General features: G+C 59.3%; 16 protein-coding genes. 11 read left to right on the top strand and 5 right to left on the bottom strand.

Going from position 1 to position 16,486, the window contains the following annotated elements; translation table 11 throughout:
* Positions 1-58 precede the first annotated feature (58 nt).
* Complete coding sequence (gene serC, locus OGM61_08125; protein ID UYI83822.1) at positions 59-1,150, top strand: 3-phosphoserine/phosphohydroxythreonine transaminase; 1,092 nt, start codon at positions 59-61, stop codon at positions 1,148-1,150.
* Complete coding sequence (locus tag OGM61_08120; protein ID UYI83821.1) at positions 1,143-2,306, top strand: 3-phosphoglycerate dehydrogenase family protein; 1,164 nt, start codon at positions 1,143-1,145, stop codon at positions 2,304-2,306. Before serC ends, OGM61_08120 begins: the two co-directional genes overlap by 8 nt.
* A 57-nt stretch (positions 2,307-2,363) precedes the next feature.
* Here the strand turns inward: OGM61_08120 and OGM61_08115 are convergent, their stop codons facing one another.
* Positions 2,364-2,897, bottom strand: coding sequence for an ECF transporter S component (locus OGM61_08115; protein UYI83820.1), 534 nt, complete (start codon positions 2,895-2,897; stop codon positions 2,364-2,366).
* A 115-nt stretch (positions 2,898-3,012) separates the two neighbouring features.
* On the opposite strand from OGM61_08115, the gene OGM61_08110 reads away from it, so the two are divergent.
* Positions 3,013-4,173 carry an alanine--tRNA ligase-related protein gene (locus tag OGM61_08110; GenBank protein UYI83819.1) on the top strand — a complete coding sequence of 387 codons (1,161 nt, stop codon included), beginning with the start codon at positions 3,013-3,015 and terminating at the stop codon, positions 4,171-4,173.
* Positions 4,174-4,239: 66 nt separating this feature from the next.
* On the opposite strand, the gene OGM61_08105 is transcribed toward OGM61_08110, so the two are convergent.
* Positions 4,240-4,440: an alpha/beta-type small acid-soluble spore protein gene (locus tag OGM61_08105; GenBank protein ID UYI83818.1), complete on the bottom strand. Its 201-nt coding sequence runs from the start codon at positions 4,438-4,440 to the stop codon at positions 4,240-4,242.
* Positions 4,441-4,819: 379 nt separating this feature from the next.
* Here OGM61_08105 and glmS point away from each other — a divergent pair, with 379 nt between their 5' ends.
* Positions 4,820-6,652 carry a glutamine--fructose-6-phosphate transaminase (isomerizing) gene (gene glmS, locus OGM61_08100; protein ID UYI83817.1) on the top strand — a complete coding sequence of 611 codons (1,833 nt, stop codon included), beginning with the start codon at positions 4,820-4,822 and terminating at the stop codon, positions 6,650-6,652.
* Positions 6,653-6,666: 14 nt separating this feature from the next.
* On the top strand, positions 6,667-8,208 hold the full coding sequence (gene guaA, locus OGM61_08095) for a glutamine-hydrolyzing GMP synthase (protein UYI83816.1): 1,542 nt from the start codon (positions 6,667-6,669) through the stop codon (positions 8,206-8,208).
* Between the two features lie 141 nt (positions 8,209-8,349).
* Here guaA and OGM61_08090 read toward each other — a convergent pair whose 3' ends face one another.
* The 3 genes from OGM61_08090 to OGM61_08080 all read right to left on the bottom strand — a co-directional run bounded on the left by OGM61_08090 (position 8,350) and on the right by OGM61_08080 (position 9,427).
* Positions 8,350-8,484: a hypothetical protein gene (locus OGM61_08090; protein UYI83815.1), complete on the bottom strand. Its 135-nt coding sequence runs from the start codon at positions 8,482-8,484 to the stop codon at positions 8,350-8,352.
* A 3-nt stretch (positions 8,485-8,487) separates the two neighbouring features.
* A complete protein-coding gene (locus tag OGM61_08085; protein UYI83814.1) occupies positions 8,488-8,703 on the bottom strand; it encodes a hypothetical protein in 216 nt (71 codons plus the stop codon).
* A gap of 118 nt (positions 8,704-8,821) precedes the next feature.
* A complete protein-coding gene (locus tag OGM61_08080; protein UYI83813.1) occupies positions 8,822-9,427 on the bottom strand; it encodes a TetR/AcrR family transcriptional regulator in 606 nt (201 codons plus the stop codon).
* A gap of 248 nt (positions 9,428-9,675) precedes the next feature.
* On the opposite strand from OGM61_08080, the gene OGM61_08075 reads away from it, so the two are divergent.
* From OGM61_08075 to OGM61_08050, 6 genes are all read left to right on the top strand, one after another.
* Positions 9,676-12,450, top strand: coding sequence for an FAD-dependent oxidoreductase (locus OGM61_08075; GenBank protein UYI83812.1), 2,775 nt, complete (start codon positions 9,676-9,678; stop codon positions 12,448-12,450).
* Between the two features lie 64 nt (positions 12,451-12,514).
* Positions 12,515-12,859: a hydrogenase maturation nickel metallochaperone HypA gene (locus OGM61_08070; GenBank protein ID UYI83811.1), complete on the top strand. Its 345-nt coding sequence runs from the start codon at positions 12,515-12,517 to the stop codon at positions 12,857-12,859.
* 94 nt (positions 12,860-12,953) lie between these two features.
* Positions 12,954-14,150, top strand: coding sequence for a 2-hydroxyacyl-CoA dehydratase family protein (locus OGM61_08065; protein UYI83810.1), 1,197 nt, complete (start codon positions 12,954-12,956; stop codon positions 14,148-14,150).
* Entirely contained in the window at positions 14,150-15,715 is a 1,566-nt protein-coding gene (locus OGM61_08060; GenBank protein ID UYI83809.1) for a 2-hydroxyacyl-CoA dehydratase family protein, read from the top strand. The genes OGM61_08065 and OGM61_08060 overlap by 1 nt, the downstream gene beginning before the upstream one ends.
* 18 nt (positions 15,716-15,733) lie before the next feature.
* The gene (locus OGM61_08055) at positions 15,734-15,913 is read left to right on the top strand and encodes a hypothetical protein (GenBank protein ID UYI83808.1); all 180 of its coding nucleotides are present in this window, start codon (positions 15,734-15,736) and stop codon (positions 15,911-15,913) included.
* A gap of 129 nt (positions 15,914-16,042) precedes the next feature.
* Positions 16,043-16,462 (top strand): MarR family transcriptional regulator, encoded by a 420-nt coding sequence (locus OGM61_08050; protein UYI83807.1) that lies wholly within the window; start codon positions 16,043-16,045, stop codon positions 16,460-16,462.
* Positions 16,463-16,486 lie beyond the last annotated feature (24 nt).

Genomic DNA, 16,486 nt, shown 5'->3' with positions numbered 1-16,486 from the left:
CTCAATCCATGCAGAATGTGCTGTATGCGATGAATTTTGACCCCTGGAGGTGATTTCCGTGACCCGAAGTGAAACGTTCAATTTTTCTGCTGGACCGTCGGTCCTGCCGGAGGAAGTGCTCAGGCAGGCGCAGGCGGAATTGCTCAATTATCATGGCACGGGTATGTCCGTGATGGAGATGAGTCACCGAAGTCAGGCTTTTTCGGATATCTTCCAGGATGTGAAGGCGCGTTTTCGCGCCGCACTGTCTGTGCCGGACACACATGAGATCCTGTTTTTGCAGGGCGGCGGCACGGCGCAGTTTTCCATGATCCCGCTCAATCTGATGGGCGAGCAGGGGACGGCGGACTATGCCGTGACCGGGCATTTTTCCGGCAACGCGGCCAAAGAGGCCGAGAAATACGGCGCGGTGCACATTGCGGCGGACACCTCCACCTGCGGCCATACCCGTATCCCGCAGCAGAGCGAGCTGAGGCTCGATGCGCGCGCGTCCTATTTTTATTATTGCGCCAACAATACGATCTACGGCACCGAATGGCAGTACGTGCCGGAGACCGGCCGCGTGCCGCTCGCGTGCGACATGTCGTCGGACATTCTCTCGCGCCCGGTCGATGTGTCAAAATACGGCGTGATCTTCGCCGGCGCGCAGAAAAACATGGCCCCTGCGGGCCTGACGGTTGCGATCGTTGACCGCAGTCTCGCCGGGCATGAGCTGCCCATCACACCGGTCATGTACAGCTATCAGCGCATGATCGACAAGGACTCTATGTACAACACCCCGCCGTGCTGGTGCATTTACATCCTCGGTCTCGTGCTCGCGTGGCTGGAGCGGCAGGGCGGCGTGGAGGGCATGCAGCAGCTCAAGCATGCGCGCGCCGCAAAGGTGTACGATTTTCTCGACAACAGCGCGCTGTTTCATCCCTGTGCGCAGCCGGGCTCCCGCTCGGATATGAACGTCACGTTCCGCACCGGGGACGATGCGCTCGACAAGGAATTCATCAGCGGCGCGGCGGCGCGCGGCCTGCTGAATCTCAAGGGCCACCGCGTTGCCGGCGGCATGCGCGCCTCGCTTTATAACGCCATGCCGATGGCGGGCGTGGATGCGCTCGTGGATTATCTGAAACAGTTTGAGGTAGAACATCATGTATAAAATCAAAACCATGAACCATATATCCCCCTATGGCCTGCAGAAGCTCGAAGAGCGCGGCTGCGTCGTCGGGGAGGACATACAGGCACCAGATGGCCTGATCCTGCGCTCGGCCGACCTGCACAGCTATGCCTTTGAGCCGAGCCTGATCGCCATCGCGCGCTCCGGCGCCGGCACGAACAACATCCCGCTCGAGGATTGCTGCCGCCGCGGCATCGTCGTGTTCAACTCGCCCGGCGCAAACGCCGAGGCGGTCAAGGAGCAGATCCTCTGCTCGCTCGTACTCTCGTCGCGCGATGTGCTCGGCAGCATTGACTGGGTCAAGGGGCTCAACGGCCGGGGCAAGGACATCCCCGCGCTCGTTGAAAAGGGCAAATCGCAGTTTGCAGGCCCCGAGCTTATGGGCAAGACGCTGGGCGTCATCGGCCTTGGCGCGATCGGCGCGCTCATCGCCAACGCTGCCGTGAGCCTCGGCATGAATGTCTGCGGATATGATCCGTACCTGTCCGTGGACGCGGCGTGGCGGCTCTCGCGCGATGTCAAGCACGAGGTGAACCTCGACGGCATCTATGCCAAGGCGGATTATATCAGCATCAACGTGCCGTACACGGACCAGACGTTCCATATGCTTGATGCCAGGGCGTTTTCCAAGATGAAGGACGGCGTGCGCATCATCAACGAGTCGCGCGCCGAGATCGTGGATGACGACGCCATGCTCGCCGCCATTGCCTCCGGCCGCGTCGGCAAGTATGTCACGGACTTTCCCAACGAAAAGGTCGTCGGCGTCGACAATATCATCGCGCTGCCGCATCTGGGCGCCTGCACGCCGGAGAGCGAGGAGAAGTCCGCCGTCATGGCCGCGCGCGAGCTCTACGATTATCTCGCCAACGGCAACATCAAAAACTCCGTCAACTTCCCGGACGCGACGCTCGAGCGCATGGGCGTCAGCCGTGTGTGCATCCTGCACCAGAACGTGCCGACGATGCTCAACCAGTTCCTGGAGATCACCTGCAGCACGGGCCTGAACGTCGAGAACATGATCAACAAGGCTTACGGCGCATACGCCTATGCCATGATTGATCTCAACGGCCGCCTCGATGACGATCAGGTGGCAAAGATTGACCGCATACCGGAGGTCATTCGCGTGCGCGTGGTGTAAAAACGAGAAAAACAGCCGCTCCCGATCGGGAGCGGCTGTTTTGCGTATGGAGTGGATTTATTTCTGCTTTTTTGCCAGCGCGGCCTCGGAGAAATCGCGGATCTGCGGCACTTTGCTCAGCGCAAAGTACAGCGCCAGACCGCCCACGATGCCGACGGCGGCCTGCGCGGCGTTGCCCGGGATCTCTGCCGCCGCGGCTGCGCCATAGCCGAGAATGAAATCCTCAAACACAAAGTAGCCCAGCACCATGATGATCTCGCCGCAGATGGCGCTCAGCAGCGCGAAGCCAAAGGACTTTTTGCGGCAGGCGCGGAAGATCAGCGCCGTGACCACGGCCGCACACCCTTTGACGACGAGCGTGCCGGGCGCGTAGCTCATGTAGCCGGAGATCACATCCGCCAGACCGGAGCCGAAACCGGCAGCCACGCCGCCGTAGAGCGGGCCAGCCAGCAGGGCGGCGAGTACGACCACGATGTCGCCGGCGTTGAGATAGCCGCCGGTCACGGTCGGGATCTTGATGACGAGCGTCGCCACGCAGCACAGCGCCATGAGCATGGCGGTGTAGACGAGATTTCTGAGTTTCTGGTTCATAATTATCACCTTTTTATGTTATTGGCACAAGAATACGATATTCGACACAAATAAGCAAGGGTTGAGAACAACGAAAATTCCTGCTATACTGCTATGAGAAATGGGGGATTTGACCATGACCAGGAAATTATATGATCTCGACAGTCACCGGCGTGATTTTTCTGCGACCGTGCTGCGCTGCGACCCGGACGGGGCGCGCTATGCCGTCGTGCTCGATCAGACGGTGTTTTTCCCGGAGGGCGGCGGTCAGCCGGCCGATACCGGTGCGCTCGGCGGCGCGCGCGTTCTGGACGTGCAGCTGCTGCCGGATGCGATCGTGCACTATACGGACGCGCCGCTCGCACCCGGTGCGCAGGTGCGCGGCCAGATCGACTGGCCGCAGCGCTTCCGGCGCATGCAGGGCCACTCGGGCGAGCACATTATCTCCGGGCTGATCCATAAGGAATACGGATTTGACAACGTTGGCTTCCACCTTGGGGAAGACGCGATCACGATGGATTATAGCGGCGAGCTCACATGGACGCAGCTCATGCACATCGAGCAGCTGGCAAATGAGGCAGTGTACCGCAATGTGCCGATCCGGACAGAGTACCCGGCACCGGAGCAGCTGGCGCACATGGAGTACCGCAGCAAGCTCGACCTGAAAGAGGATATACGCATTGTCACCGTCGAGGGCTATGATGTCTGCGCCTGCTGCGCGCCGCACGTGTCGCACACGGGCGAGATCGGCGCGATCAAGTTCACGTCGCTCATGCGCCACCGCGGCGGTGTGCGCGTGACGATTTTGTGCGGGTCGGACGCGGAGGCGGACTATCGGGAAAAGAGCGCGCAGGTCGCGGCGCTCTCGGCGCAGCTGTCCGTGCGGCAGGCGGATGTCGTCCCGGCCGTGCAGCGCCTGCTCGATGAGATCGCGCAGCGTAAGGCCGCGGCCGCGGAGCTGGAGCGCCGCCTCAACGCGCAGCGGCTGCAGCTGCTGCGGGAGACGCCCGGCAGTATCTGCGTCATCGACCGCTTTGACGATCCGGCCGCCATGCGCGAATTCGTCAATGCCGGCATGCTGCTTGCCGGCGGCGTCTGCGCCGCCTTTACCGGCAGCGATGCGGACGGCTACCGCTATATCATCGGCAGCCGCACGGTCGATCTGCGCACGGAGGCAAAGACCATCAATGCCGCCATCTCCGGCCGCGGCGGCGGCAAGCCGACCATGATCCAGGGCTCGTGCACGGCCCCGGCCGCCGCGATCGAGGCGTTTTTTGCTGTCTATCCCGGGAAATAATATAGATGCAGATAGGAAACAGGGCCGCGGAATTCCGCGGCCCTGCTTTTTTCGGTTTTGCTCAGATTACTGCATGCCGTTTTCGTAGGCGGCGATCATCTTTTTGACCATCTGGCCGCCGATGCTGCCGGCCTGACGGGACGTCAGATCACCGTTGTAACCCTGCTTGAGGTTCACGCCCACCTCGGACGCGGCTTCCATCTTGAAGCGGTTCATCGCCTCACGCGCATTGGGGTTGACAAGGTTGTTGCTGTTGGAAGTAGCCATTTCGTTTTCCATCTCCTTTTCGTGTTTTGGGTTTCTTGACCCGCTACTATTTTCTGCGGACAGAATGGAAGTATGCAGAGCAGAAAAATGCAATTTTTGCAAGCTTTTTTGTCGCTGTTTGCCTTTCTTGCCGGCTGTTTCCGGCGCGCGGGGATGTGCGCCATCCGGTTGCGATGATTGCATTTTCCATTCTGCCTTGGCGGACGGCCCGCGGCAACGGGGACTGCGGTCTATGCAGTGTTCACAAAGCGCAACTTGACACGAACGGGATATCGGTATAATATTTAGAATGCTATTTTGGCATTTTGTACGTATTTGCACAATGTCGGCATAGAATTGCGATAACGATGATTTTTCAAAATAATAAGGAGAACTGACTATGTGTGGAATCGTTGGATACGTCGGCGCGCAGCAGGCTGCGCCGATCCTTCTCGAAGGGCTGCAGAAGCTCGAATACCGCGGTTATGACTCGGCCGGCATCGCCGTGCTCGACGGCAGCACGATCGAGCTTGCCAAGGCCTGCGGCGAGATCAAGAATCTGCTGGCCAAAACGCATGACGGTAGCGATCTTCACGGCTATATTGGCCTCGGCCATACGCGCTGGGCCACGCACGGCGCGCCGACGGAGGCGAACGCCCATCCGCACGTGAGCAACGACGGCAAGTTCGCCATCGTGCAAAACGGCATCATCGAAAACTTCATGGAGCTGCGCGAGATGCTGCAGGCCAAGGGGTTCCGGTTCCATAGTGAGACGGACACGGAGGTCATCGTCCATCTGCTGGATATGTACTACACCGGTGACGGCAACCTGAAGGACACTGTCATGAAGACACTTGGCCGTCTGGAGGGCAGCTATGCGATCGGCATTCTGTGCGCCGACTGCCCGGAGCAGATGTTCCTCGCGCGCAACGGCTGTCCGCTGATCATCGGCGTCGGCGCGGGTGAGAACTTCTTCGCCTCCGACGTGACGGCGCTTGTGTCGCACACGAAAAATGTGGTCTATCTTGACGACGGCGAGCTCGCCGAGGTGCGCGCCGACGGTTATACCGTCTTTGACTGCACCGGAAAGCCCGTGCACAAGCCTGTCTCCCGCGTCGCGTGGGACATCGAGGCTGCCGAGAAGGGCGGCTATGAGCATTTCATGCTCAAAGAGATCATGGAGCAGCCGCGTGCCATCAAGTCCACGCTCGACCCGCGTGTGAAGGATCACCGCGTCGTGTTTGACGAGCTGAAGATGACCGACGAGCAGCTCATGGGCTTCAACAAGATCATGATCACGGCCTGCGGCTCGGCGTTTTATGCCGGCCAGGCGGGCAAATATGCGCTCGAAAAGCTCACGCACATCCCGGTCGATGCCGACCTTGCAAGTGAGTTCCGCTACCGTGACCCGATCGTCGACGAGCACACGCTCATGATCATCATTTCGCAGTCCGGCGAGACGGCGGACACCATCGCCGCCATCCGCGAGGCGCAGTCCAAGGGGGCTTATGTGCTCTCGATCGTCAACGTCGTCGGCAGTACGATCGCTCGCATCTCGGACGATGTCATCTACACCTGGGCAGGTCCGGAGATCGCCGTTGCGACCACGAAGGGCTACACCACGCAGGTGTCGGTGTTGTATCTGCTGGCGCTCTATCTGGGCGAGAAGCGCGGCTGCCTGAGCAGGGAAGAGGCGGCAAAGCTCACGGACGACCTCATGATCCTGCCACAGATGGTGCAGCGCGCCATCGACCTCAACCCGCAGATCGCGCAGCTGGCCGAGCGGTACAAAAACAATCCGTCCCTGTTCTTCATCGGCCGCAATGTGGACTACGCTGTCTGCATGGAGGGCTCGCTGAAGCTCAAGGAGATCTCCTACCTGCACTCGGAGGCCTATGCCGCGGGCGAGCTCAAGCACGGCACGATTGCGCTCATTGAGGAGAATCGCCTCGTCATCGCCGTTGCGTGCTACGAGCCGCTGTTTGACAAGACCATGAGCAACGTCAAAGAGGTCAAGGCGCGCGGTGCGCGCGTGCTTGGTGTGGCGCTCGAGGGCAATCGCGCCATCTATTCCGAGGCGGACGATGTGATCCTCGTACCGCGCATGGACGACCTGTTCGTCGTCCCGGCGGAGATCGTGCCGCTGCAGCTCTTTGCATATTATGTCGCAAAAGCCAACGGCTGCGCGATCGATAAGCCGAAAAACCTCGCGAAATCCGTTACCGTCGAATAAGGAGAGCGTCATCCATGCCGAATCAGTCTGTCATCGTCCTCGATTTCGGAGGACAGTATAACCAGCTTATTGCGCGCCGCGTGCGCGAGTGCAATGTCTATTGCGAAGTCAAGCCGAACACCATGACCGTGGATGAGATCCGCGCCTTTGACCCCATCGGCATCATCTTCACCGGCGGCCCGCAGAGCGTGTACGCCGAAGGTTCGCCGCAGGTTGATCCGGAGATCTTTCGGCTCGGCATCCCCATCCTCGGTATTTGCTACGGCTGCCAGCTCATGGCGCAGTATCTCGGTGGGGAAGTAACCGCCGCCGGGAAGGACACCGCGCGCGAGTACGGCAAGACGGAGACATGGTTTGACACCGATTGCCGTCTGTTCCGCGGCCTGCCGGAGCAGAGCATTACGTGGATGAGTCACGGGGACTATATGGCCAAGGTGCCGGATTCGTTCCGGCTTGTGGCGCATTCGGATGCCTGCCCGACGGTCGGTATCTGCGATGAAGCGCGCGGCTTCTACGGCGTGCAGTTCCACCCCGAGGTCAACCACACCGAGTACGGACAGGCCATGCTGCGCAACTTCCTGTATGAGGTCTGCGGCGCGACCGGCGACTGGACGATGGGCGACTTCATGCGCAAGTCCATTGAGGACATCCGCGCCAAGGTCGGCGACGGCAAGGTGCTTCTGGCACTTTCCGGCGGTGTGGATTCTTCGGTCGCGGCCGCGCTGCTGGCGGAGGCGGTCGGCAATCAGCTCACGTGCATTTTTGTCGATCACGGTCTGCTGCGCAAGAACGAGGGCGACGAGGTCGAGGCTGCGTTCCAGAATTGGGACATCAACTTCGTGCGCGTCAACGCGGAAGAGCGTTTCCTCACGCGCCTGAAGGACGTCTCCGATCCGGAGACGAAGCGCAAGATCATCGGCGAGGAGTTCATCCGCGTCTTTGAGGAAGAGGGCAAGAAGATCGGCTCGGTCGACTATCTGGCTCAGGGTACGATCTATCCCGACGTGATCGAATCCGGCACGAATGTCGCTGCCGTCATCAAGAGCCACCACAACGTCGGCGGTCTGCCGGACTTTGTGGACTTCAAGGAGATTATTGAGCCGCTGCGTCTGCTGTTTAAGGACGAGGTGCGCGCGCTCGGCCGTGAGCTCGGCCTGCCGGAGTATCTGGTCATGCGCCAGCCGTTCCCGGGCCCGGGTCTGGCCATCCGCTGTCTCGGTGCGGTGTCCAAGGACAAGCTGGACATCCTGCGCGACGCGGACTTCATCTTCCGCGACGAGATCGCCAAGGCGCACCTGGAGCAGACGATGAATCAGTACTTCGCGGTGCTGACGAATATGCGCTCTGTCGGTGTTATGGGCGACGGCCGCACGTATGACTATACGCTCGCGCTGCGCAGTGTCACGACGACGGACTTCATGACTGCCAACTGGACGCGCATCCCGTATGATGTGCTCGACCGCGTCTCCGTGCGCATCGTCAACGAGGTCAAGGGCATCAACCGCATCGTCTATGATATTACGTCCAAACCGCCCGCCACGATCGAGTGGGAATAATTCCAGAGGTCGAAAAAAGCCTGTAAATACTGGACTTTTTAAGCCTTGAAGCCCCTCGCGGCAGCGATTTGGCAACAGAATTTTATGATTCATAAGAAAAGAGCTATCTGACTTCATTTGAAATCAGATAGCTCTTTTTTGTTATACGCCAATGACAATGAATTCTTCGTTCTCTCCGATTTCTTCTGTGACCCAACGGTCTGTAGCAGATATCGTTTCCTTAGCATCACTTACAAATTCGGGGAGAACGGTTTCTGGAATGTTCAGCTGCATCATTTTTCACCATTCTCCTCTTGTAACACTAGTATCTTCAAACATATCGAATGACACAGAGACTTTTTGAAATGCGCTTGCCAGGAAAAAGTAAAACGCGTTGTCCAGTACATACAGTGAATCTTGTCGAAGAAACTTCCTGCTGGCACCAGAATTTCCCTTTCTGAATTTGAGGTAATCACTGCCGCTGAATTCTCCGAGCTTATAAACATATTTATTCATGTATCATTTCCTCAAGCAGCAGATTGTTCAGTCCCTGTGGCGGCGTGATTTTACGTCACTGACTGAAAGCGCCATGGTATTGCATGCACAGATTCAGGCGGTAGCCGTATGCTGCAAGTCACAGAGCATCCCGCTGTTCGGCCGGCATGCGGTATTCCGGTTTGACGTGGTAGGCGACCTCGGCATACTGCCGCGCACGTGCGCGCAGCGAGAAGTTGCCCTTTTGACTGCACCAGACATAGAGCTCATGGCAGACCAGATCCGTCGCGATGCGCGACAGCAGATCCGGCGGCTCTTCCGTGTCGATAATGCCCGCCTTGGCGCAGTTATTGGCCAGCGTTGCAAACAGATCGTCCAGCGCATGGATGGCCGTGCGGATGCCTTCGGGCGACTCGAACTGCATGATGAAGAGTGTGCTCGTCAGTTCCGGGCCGAAGTCGTAAGCGATCGTGATGAACCGGTCGAACAGCTGCCAGATGCGCTCAAAGTCATTATCTGCGTGCGCAAACTTCATGAAGCTCTTGTCGTCATTGTGCTGCGGTTTTTCCACCATGTATTCGAGGATGCTGCGTTTGCCGTTGAAAGAGGAGTAAAAGACGGAGCGGGAGATACCGCATGCCTTGCAGATGTCGTTGACGGTCACGTTGTTATATCCGTCGCGCTTAAAGAGGGAAATGGCTGTTTCCGCGACTTCCTCTTTGAATTTCCAGGAAGAATCTTGCACTTCAAACACCCCTGACGAAAAATGTTTGCTTTCTTCAAACATTATACGACTTTTGTTTCTGTGATTCAACACACATAAGATTTTATTCGCAATTCTTTTACAACTTTTTTGTGACTTGTTTCAAAAATGCCCTGGAGGCCTTGACATTGCAGGGTTAATAAATTAACATGGCGACGCTGGAAGCTGTTCAAGTGTCCGAACGGCCCGTCGTTATTTGGATGTAAACTATCAGAGAAGGAAGCGAGAACATGACAAAAGACGAGAAAATTGCAAAGCTCGGCAAAGAAATCACGGATCGCGCAACGGTCCTGCTCGGCAAGGACAAGATCACGCCGGATGCCCCGGAGTATCTGGGCATCAACTCCGCCCTGAAGTTCACGGCGGTGAAGTATGATGAGAAGATGGCGGACGATATCCTCGATATCGCCCTGACGATGAAAAAGCGCGTGCCGCTCACGATCGAGCAGCTCGCAAAGAAAAACCCGCAGTTCGACAGAGCCTATCTGGAAAAAGCGATGCAGGCTATCAGCGAGAGCGGTCTGGTCGAGTTCCATTGGGAGAACCTCGACGGCAAGAACCCGAACCATGAGAAACGCTGGGTGCTGGACATGTTCGTCCCCGGCAGTGCCGAGATCATGATGATCAATCCCGAGCAGGCGGACATGTTCCCGGAGACGGCAGACTTCTTCGAGCGCATGGCGTATCTGCCGCTGGCGGGCATCACCGAGATGGTGCCTCCCGGAGGCGCCGGCATCGGCATGCACGTCATCCCGGTCGAAAAGGCCATCCCGGCCGAGAGCAAGTCTCTGCCGATCGAGCACCTGTCCCACTGGCTGAAGAAGTACGAGGGCCACATCGGCGTGTCCGTGTGCTCCTGCCGCAAGCAGCAGCGCATCCGCGGCGAGGGCTCCGGCGACGTGGAAGGCGAGTGGTGCATCGGCGTCGGCGACTTCGCCGACTACTGCCGCGAGACGAACCACGGCCACGACATCACCTATGAAGAGGCCATGGAGATCCTCCAGAAGGCCGAGGACCGCGGCTATGTCCACCAGATCACGAACATCGACGGTGAGAACAAGATCTTCGGCATCTGCAACTGCGCCGTCGGCGTCTGCAACGCGCTGCGCACCAGCCAGCTGTTCAACACGCCGAACCTGTCCGCCTCCGCCTACGTGGCCGAGAGCGACCCGGAAAAGTGCGTTGCCTGCGGCAAGTGCGTAGAGACCTGCCCGGCTGGTGCTGTCCGCCTCGGTCAGAAGCTCTGCACGAAGGAAGGCCCCATCCAGTATCCGCACCATGAGCTGCCGGACGACACCAAGTGGGGCGAGGATCACTGGAACAAGAATTACCGCAACGAGAACGGATGCATCCAGACCTGGCCGACCGGCACGGCGCCCTGCAAGGCTGCCTGCCCGGCGCACATCGCCATCCAGGGCTACATCAAGATGGCGGGCGACGGCCGCTATGCCGACGCGCTCAAGCTCATCAAGAAGGACAACCCGTTCCCGGCTGTCTGCGGTAGCATCTGCAGAAAGTACTGCGAGGATGCCTGCACCCGCGGCACCGTCGACGAGCCGCTGGCCATCGACGAGATCAAGAAGTTCATTGCCGAGCAGGACATGAAGGCCGAGCACCGCTACGTGCCGCCCATGAACTCCTGCACGCATGAGAAGTTTGACCAGAAGGTCGCCATCATCGGCGGCGGCCCGGCCGGTATGTCCTGCGCCTACTTCCTGGCCATCGAGGGCTACAGCCCGGTCGTGTTCGAGAAGGAAGCCGTGCCCGGCGGCATGCTCGTCAACGGCATTCCGAGCTTCCGCATCGGCAAGGACGTGGTCAAGTCCGAGATCGATGTGCTGCGCGAGATGGGCGTGGAGTTCAAATGCGGCGTCGAAGTCGGCAAGGACATCACCATCCAGCAGCTGCGCGAAGAGGGCTACCAGGCGTTCTACGTCGCGGTCGGCCTGCAGCAGGCGTCGAAGCTCAACATCGCCGGCGAGGATCTCAAGGGCGTCAAGAGCGGTCTCGACTTCCTGCGTGAAGTCAACGCTGGCAAGCTCAAGAAGCTCACGGGCGATGTGGTCGTCATCGGCGGCGGCAACGCGGCCATCGACGTGGCGCGCGCGGCCCTGCGTCTGACCAAGGGCAGCGTGAACATGTACTGCCTCGAGAAGGACGAAGAGATGCCCACCGTTCCGGACGAGAAGAACGCCGGCATCGCCGACGGCGTCGTCATCAACAACTCCTGGGCGCCGAAGGCCATCCTCGGCGAGGGCGGCAAGGTCACCGGCATCGAGCTGATGCGCTGCGTGTCCGTCCGCGACGCGAGCGGCAAGTTCGCCCCGGTCTATGACGAGAATGAGACCATCACCGTCCCGTGCTCCAACGTTCTGGTCGCCATCGGCCAGCGCTCGGTCTACGGCGACGTTCTGGCCGGCACCGCGGCGGAGACGGCTGACGGCCGCCTGATCGCACACGACGCCGTGACGTTCCAGTCCAACGAGCCCGATATCTTCGTCGGCGGCGACTGCGCCACCGGCCCGAAGTACACGATCGACGCGATCGCGACCGGCCGCGAGGGCGCGGTGTCCATCCACCGCTTCGTCAACAAGGGCCAGACCCTGACGATCCACCGCAACACCCGCGAGTTCAAGGAGCTCAACAAGGACGATATCGTTCTGCCGACCGAGAAGATCAAAAAGCCCGCGCGTGCCGCCGTTGCCATCGACAGCAAGAAGGTGCGCACCATGCAGGACGACCGCGTGACGTTCACCGAAGAGCAGATCCGCTCCGAGGCGTCCCGCTGCCTGAGCTGCGGCCGCAGCGTCGTCGATCCGAACAAGTGCATCGGCTGCGGCATCTGCACGACCAAGTGCGAATTCGACGCGATCCACCTCAAGCGCGTGCGTCCGCAAAACAGCAAGATGATCCCGGCCGAGGACAAGTTCAAGGCCATCGGCCCCTATGCCGCCAAGCGTCAGGTGAAGATCATCAAGAAGTCCCTGGCGGAAAAGAAAAAGTAATCCATCATTATGAGGCGGGCACAGAACCCTTCCCGCTGTGCCCGCCCGCTTGAAAGGAGCCCCCATGCACGAGCTGAGTATCGTTACTTATGTCGTCAAGCAGGTGCAGGAGATTGCCAAGGAAAACAACCTCACCGAGATCGAGTCGGTCACGCTCGAATTCGGTGAGGTCTCCGGCATTGTGCCGGAATATCTCGAGGACTGCTGGAACTGGTATACCAAGAAGGAGCCAATCATTCAGGGCACGAAATTCCTGTATGAGATCATTCCGGCCGTCACCTGGTGCGACGACTGTAAGACCACTTACCCGACCGTACAATACGGCAAGACCTGCCCGCACTGCGGCAGCGGCAACACCTGGCTGCAGCAGGGCAATGAGATCAATATCAAACAGATCGAGGCGCGCTGATTCCGGCACGCCTCCCTGCCTATGGGCAGCAAAAGAGACAGAAGCGGTCGCGCAGCCGCTTTTGATAGAAACACGAACGAAGAGGGAGTGAACCATGAAAGACCTGAAACATCTTTTGTACTTCGAAAACCTTTTGCAGGAAGCGCACAATGACCTGATCGCTCAGGCGCAGAACGAGGGGAAGATCTGCGTTGCCTATGCCTGCGAAAACACGCCCGAGCCGCTGCTGAACCTGCCCGGCTCGTTCTCAACGCGCCTGCGCGCGCCGCGCACCGGCTCTATGGAAATGGCCACATATTATATGACCAGCTTCCTGTGCGAGTACAGCCGCGCGCTGCTCGAGCGCGCCATTGAAGGCGGCTACAACTTTGCCGACTGCATGATTACGCCGGACGGCTGCTCGATGATGAACCGCGCCGTGGAGAACATGGAGCTGCTCAAGACCATGGGCAAGGACAAGCCGAAGTTCTTCTTCGAGTACATGGAGATCCCAATGAAGGCGGACGACAACGGCCTGAACCTGTACGTCCTGCAGTGCCGCAACCATATCCTCACGCCGCTGCACGATGTCTATGGCATCGACGTCTCGGATGAGGCCATCCGCAAGTCTGTCGCCGAGCACAACCGCGTGTGCGAGCTCATCCGCGCCATCGGCGAGTACCGCAAGGGCCCCAATCCGCGCATCACGGGCTACGAATTCCACGTCATCACGCTTGCGACCTATGTCGCGCCGAAGTATCTGCTCATCGACAAACTCGAGGAGACGCTCAAGGAGCTCAAGACCCGCCGCCCGGACAAGAAGACCCCCTACCGCGCGCGTGTGGTCGTCGTCGGCTCTGAGGTCGATGACATTGACTTCATCAAGCTCGTCGAGGAGACCGGTGCGTACGTCTGCGCCGACCGCTTCTGCTACGGCTCGTTCCCGGGCCGCGACCCGATCGTGCTGACGGACGATGAGGACGCGCTGACCCAGATCTGCCGCCAGTACATGAACCGCGCCCAGTGCCCGCGCTATATGAACATGCCCAAGATGATCGGCCGCCGCGAATACGTCAATCAGCTCGCCAAGGAGTACGAGGCCGACGGCATCATTTACGAGCAGATCAAGTTCTGCGATCCATGGGCGTATGAGCGCATGCTCGGCTCGCACATCCTCAACGATGACTACGGCTATCCCGTTTTGTCCGTTGACCGCCCGTATAACATCGCTTCCTCCGGCCAGATGCGCACCCGTGTGCAGGCATTCGTGGAAAGCATGGAGATCAAGAAGATTCAAGGGGGGAAACAGTGATGTCCAACAAGAGAATCGGCTGTGAAAACTTCGGTAAGTTCTATACCGAGGGCAAGGTCCGCAACCGCCGCGAGTGGCGCGGCGTGACCGACACTCTCTATGATTATTCCCGCTGGCTGCACAACTGGATCACCATGGCGAAGATGGTCTCCAAGCCGCGCAACATCAAGGCCATGTTCCGCTATCGCTGGATGGCCAACTATCTGGCCGTGCCCATGATGGTCGACCGCCACACCCAGGGCCTGCGCGATGAATATCTGCGCATCTGCCACCTGGAGCAGGATCTTATCATCGAGGACGTGGCAAAGCTGCTCGACGGTCTCTTCCGCGGCGACCGCCGCATCGGCAAGGACAAGAAATTCTCCGACAAGGTCGTGCTCGTGGACGAAAACGAGATGACCGCCGTCATGATGGGCTTCCCGACGCTCAAGGGCCTGAGCCGTGAGACGCCGTCGACCTATGTCTCCGTGCTGCTCAACCAGCACGCAGCCGAGCATTATATCGACGTCGCGCAGGAGTACGGCCTCGCGGGCGATGTCTGCCCGATGCCGGAGGCGGAGGCCGGTGTGTCCATCGACGACGACGCGCCGGTGCTCGGCGCGTGCGCCGTGCAGTGCAACACGACGTGCGACGGCTCTCTGCTCGGAAACGGCGTCATTTCCAAGCGCCTCGAGCTTGAGGACGGCATTCCGGTGTTCCAGCTGGCAGCGCCCCTGCGCCACCGCGAGGACGACGTGCAGGATTACGCCGCGCAGGAGATCAAAAATGCCATCGCCTTCATCGAGGAGCACACCGGCGAGAAGTGGGACTGGAAGGCGTACTTCGAGTGCGCCGAGCGCGTGAACTACGCCACCAAGTGCCGCCTCGAGTGGCTGGAGATGAACAAGACCGACTATCCGCAGGTCTTTGGCTCCAACCTTGCGCTGTACACGGAGACGAACTACATGGCCATCTGCGGCAAGGTCCCCGCGTTCCGCGAAGTCGATCGCAAGATCACGCAGCTCGCCGAGCGCGCCTACCGCAAGCAGAAGAAGGCCGCCAACGAGTACCGCCACCGCGCCATCGTCTGGGGCGTGCAGTCGCACTTTTACATGGACTTCCTCGTCTGGCTGCTCAACTGCTGGGGCATCGTGCCGCTGACGGATATGCTCTCCATGGTCTCAACGCGCGAACTCGTCACGGAGGACACGCCCGAAAACCGCGAGCAGGCGTATTACGACATGGCCTGGCTGACAGAGAACATGATCATGCGCAACCGCACCCACGGCGGCTACAAGGTCCTCCTCGACGAGCTCTGGGAGTTCTGCGAGCAGTTCAACGCCGACATGGTCATCCTCTGGGAGCACATGAGCTGCAAGGCGCTCGACGGCATGCACGGCCTGTTTGAGGAGCGCGCCCGTGAGCACGGCATCCACCTCATCTGGGTCACGCACGATCTGTTTGACCCGCGCGTGGTCTCGCGTCAGGGCGTGCGCCAGCAGGTCAATGATTACATGCGCACCGTCATGCAGGAAGAGCCTGTGGATCCGAGCCTGGAGATCCTGAAGGACGACAAGTCCTGGTAATCAGAGAGGAGATCGAACATGAACAATCTGAAAAGCAAGCTGCTCAAGGCCCTTATGGGTGTGTCGCTCGGCGCACTCGGCGCGTTTGTGGTCACGTTTGTCATCTATTTCTGGAACCTGGACATGAAGCTGACCTCCGTCATGGAGGGCATCCTGCTCAAGCACTACGACAAGATTGACCGCGACCAGCACCTGTAATCTTTTTCTGTACAGCCCGTCTGCTTCGGCAGGCGGGCTTTTTTCGCATGTAAACAATTTGTGACGCCTCTTGACGATAAAAAATATTATCGCTATAATGCGTAGCGTGCTACACATTGGAGGTGTATCATGGAGCAATTTCAAATCGGATGTCTATTAAAAATGATCACGGATAAGATCAAAATGCGGGCAGATGCCGATCTCGCGCAGCAGGGGCTGACGCTGACGCAAAGCCGTGTACTGGGCTATCTGAACCACAACGGCGGGCAGGCGACGCAAAAGGAGATCGAAGGATTCCTGCAGGTGTCGCACCCGACGGTGGCCGGCATCATCGGCCGCATGGAGCAAAACGGCTTTGTGTACTGTTGGCTTGACCCGTCAGATAAACGCAGCAAGATCGTCTGCCAAACGGAGCGCGCTGCCGCGATCGCGCAGGATATGCACGCCACGATCCAGGCAACGGAGCAGCAGATGCTGCGCTCGCTGACGCCGGAACAGATCGCGGCGCTGGAATCGGCCCTGCGCACGATCTATGCCGACCTCGGCTGATCGGTCCGCGATTCAGGAAGGAGG

Source organism: Clostridiales bacterium (genome assembly GCA_025757645.1).
GTDB lineage: Bacteria > Bacillota > Clostridia > Oscillospirales > Oscillospiraceae > CAG-103.
Note: the sequence above shows the minus strand (reverse complement) of the source record. Positions and strands in the feature narration are given on the sequence as shown.

Coding starts and splice junctions, on each gene's coding strand:
- OGM61_08120 (UYI83821.1), top strand. CDS start 1,143: ATGTATAAAATCAAAACCATGAACCATATATCCCCCTATGGCCTGCAG.
- OGM61_08115 (UYI83820.1), bottom strand. CDS start 2,897: ATGAACCAGAAACTCAGAAATCTCGTCTACACCGCCATGCTCATGGCG.
- OGM61_08110 (UYI83819.1), top strand. CDS start 3,013: ATGACCAGGAAATTATATGATCTCGACAGTCACCGGCGTGATTTTTCT.
- OGM61_08105 (UYI83818.1), bottom strand. CDS start 4,440: ATGGCTACTTCCAACAGCAACAACCTTGTCAACCCCAATGCGCGTGAG.
- glmS (UYI83817.1), top strand. CDS start 4,820: ATGTGTGGAATCGTTGGATACGTCGGCGCGCAGCAGGCTGCGCCGATC.
- guaA (UYI83816.1), top strand. CDS start 6,667: ATGCCGAATCAGTCTGTCATCGTCCTCGATTTCGGAGGACAGTATAAC.
- OGM61_08090 (UYI83815.1), bottom strand. CDS start 8,484: ATGATGCAGCTGAACATTCCAGAAACCGTTCTCCCCGAATTTGTAAGT.
- OGM61_08085 (UYI83814.1), bottom strand. CDS start 8,703: ATGAATAAATATGTTTATAAGCTCGGAGAATTCAGCGGCAGTGATTAC.
- OGM61_08075 (UYI83812.1), top strand. CDS start 9,676: ATGACAAAAGACGAGAAAATTGCAAAGCTCGGCAAAGAAATCACGGAT.
- OGM61_08070 (UYI83811.1), top strand. CDS start 12,515: ATGCACGAGCTGAGTATCGTTACTTATGTCGTCAAGCAGGTGCAGGAG.
- OGM61_08065 (UYI83810.1), top strand. CDS start 12,954: ATGAAAGACCTGAAACATCTTTTGTACTTCGAAAACCTTTTGCAGGAA.
- OGM61_08060 (UYI83809.1), top strand. CDS start 14,150: ATGTCCAACAAGAGAATCGGCTGTGAAAACTTCGGTAAGTTCTATACC.
- OGM61_08055 (UYI83808.1), top strand. CDS start 15,734: ATGAACAATCTGAAAAGCAAGCTGCTCAAGGCCCTTATGGGTGTGTCG.
- OGM61_08050 (UYI83807.1), top strand. CDS start 16,043: ATGGAGCAATTTCAAATCGGATGTCTATTAAAAATGATCACGGATAAG.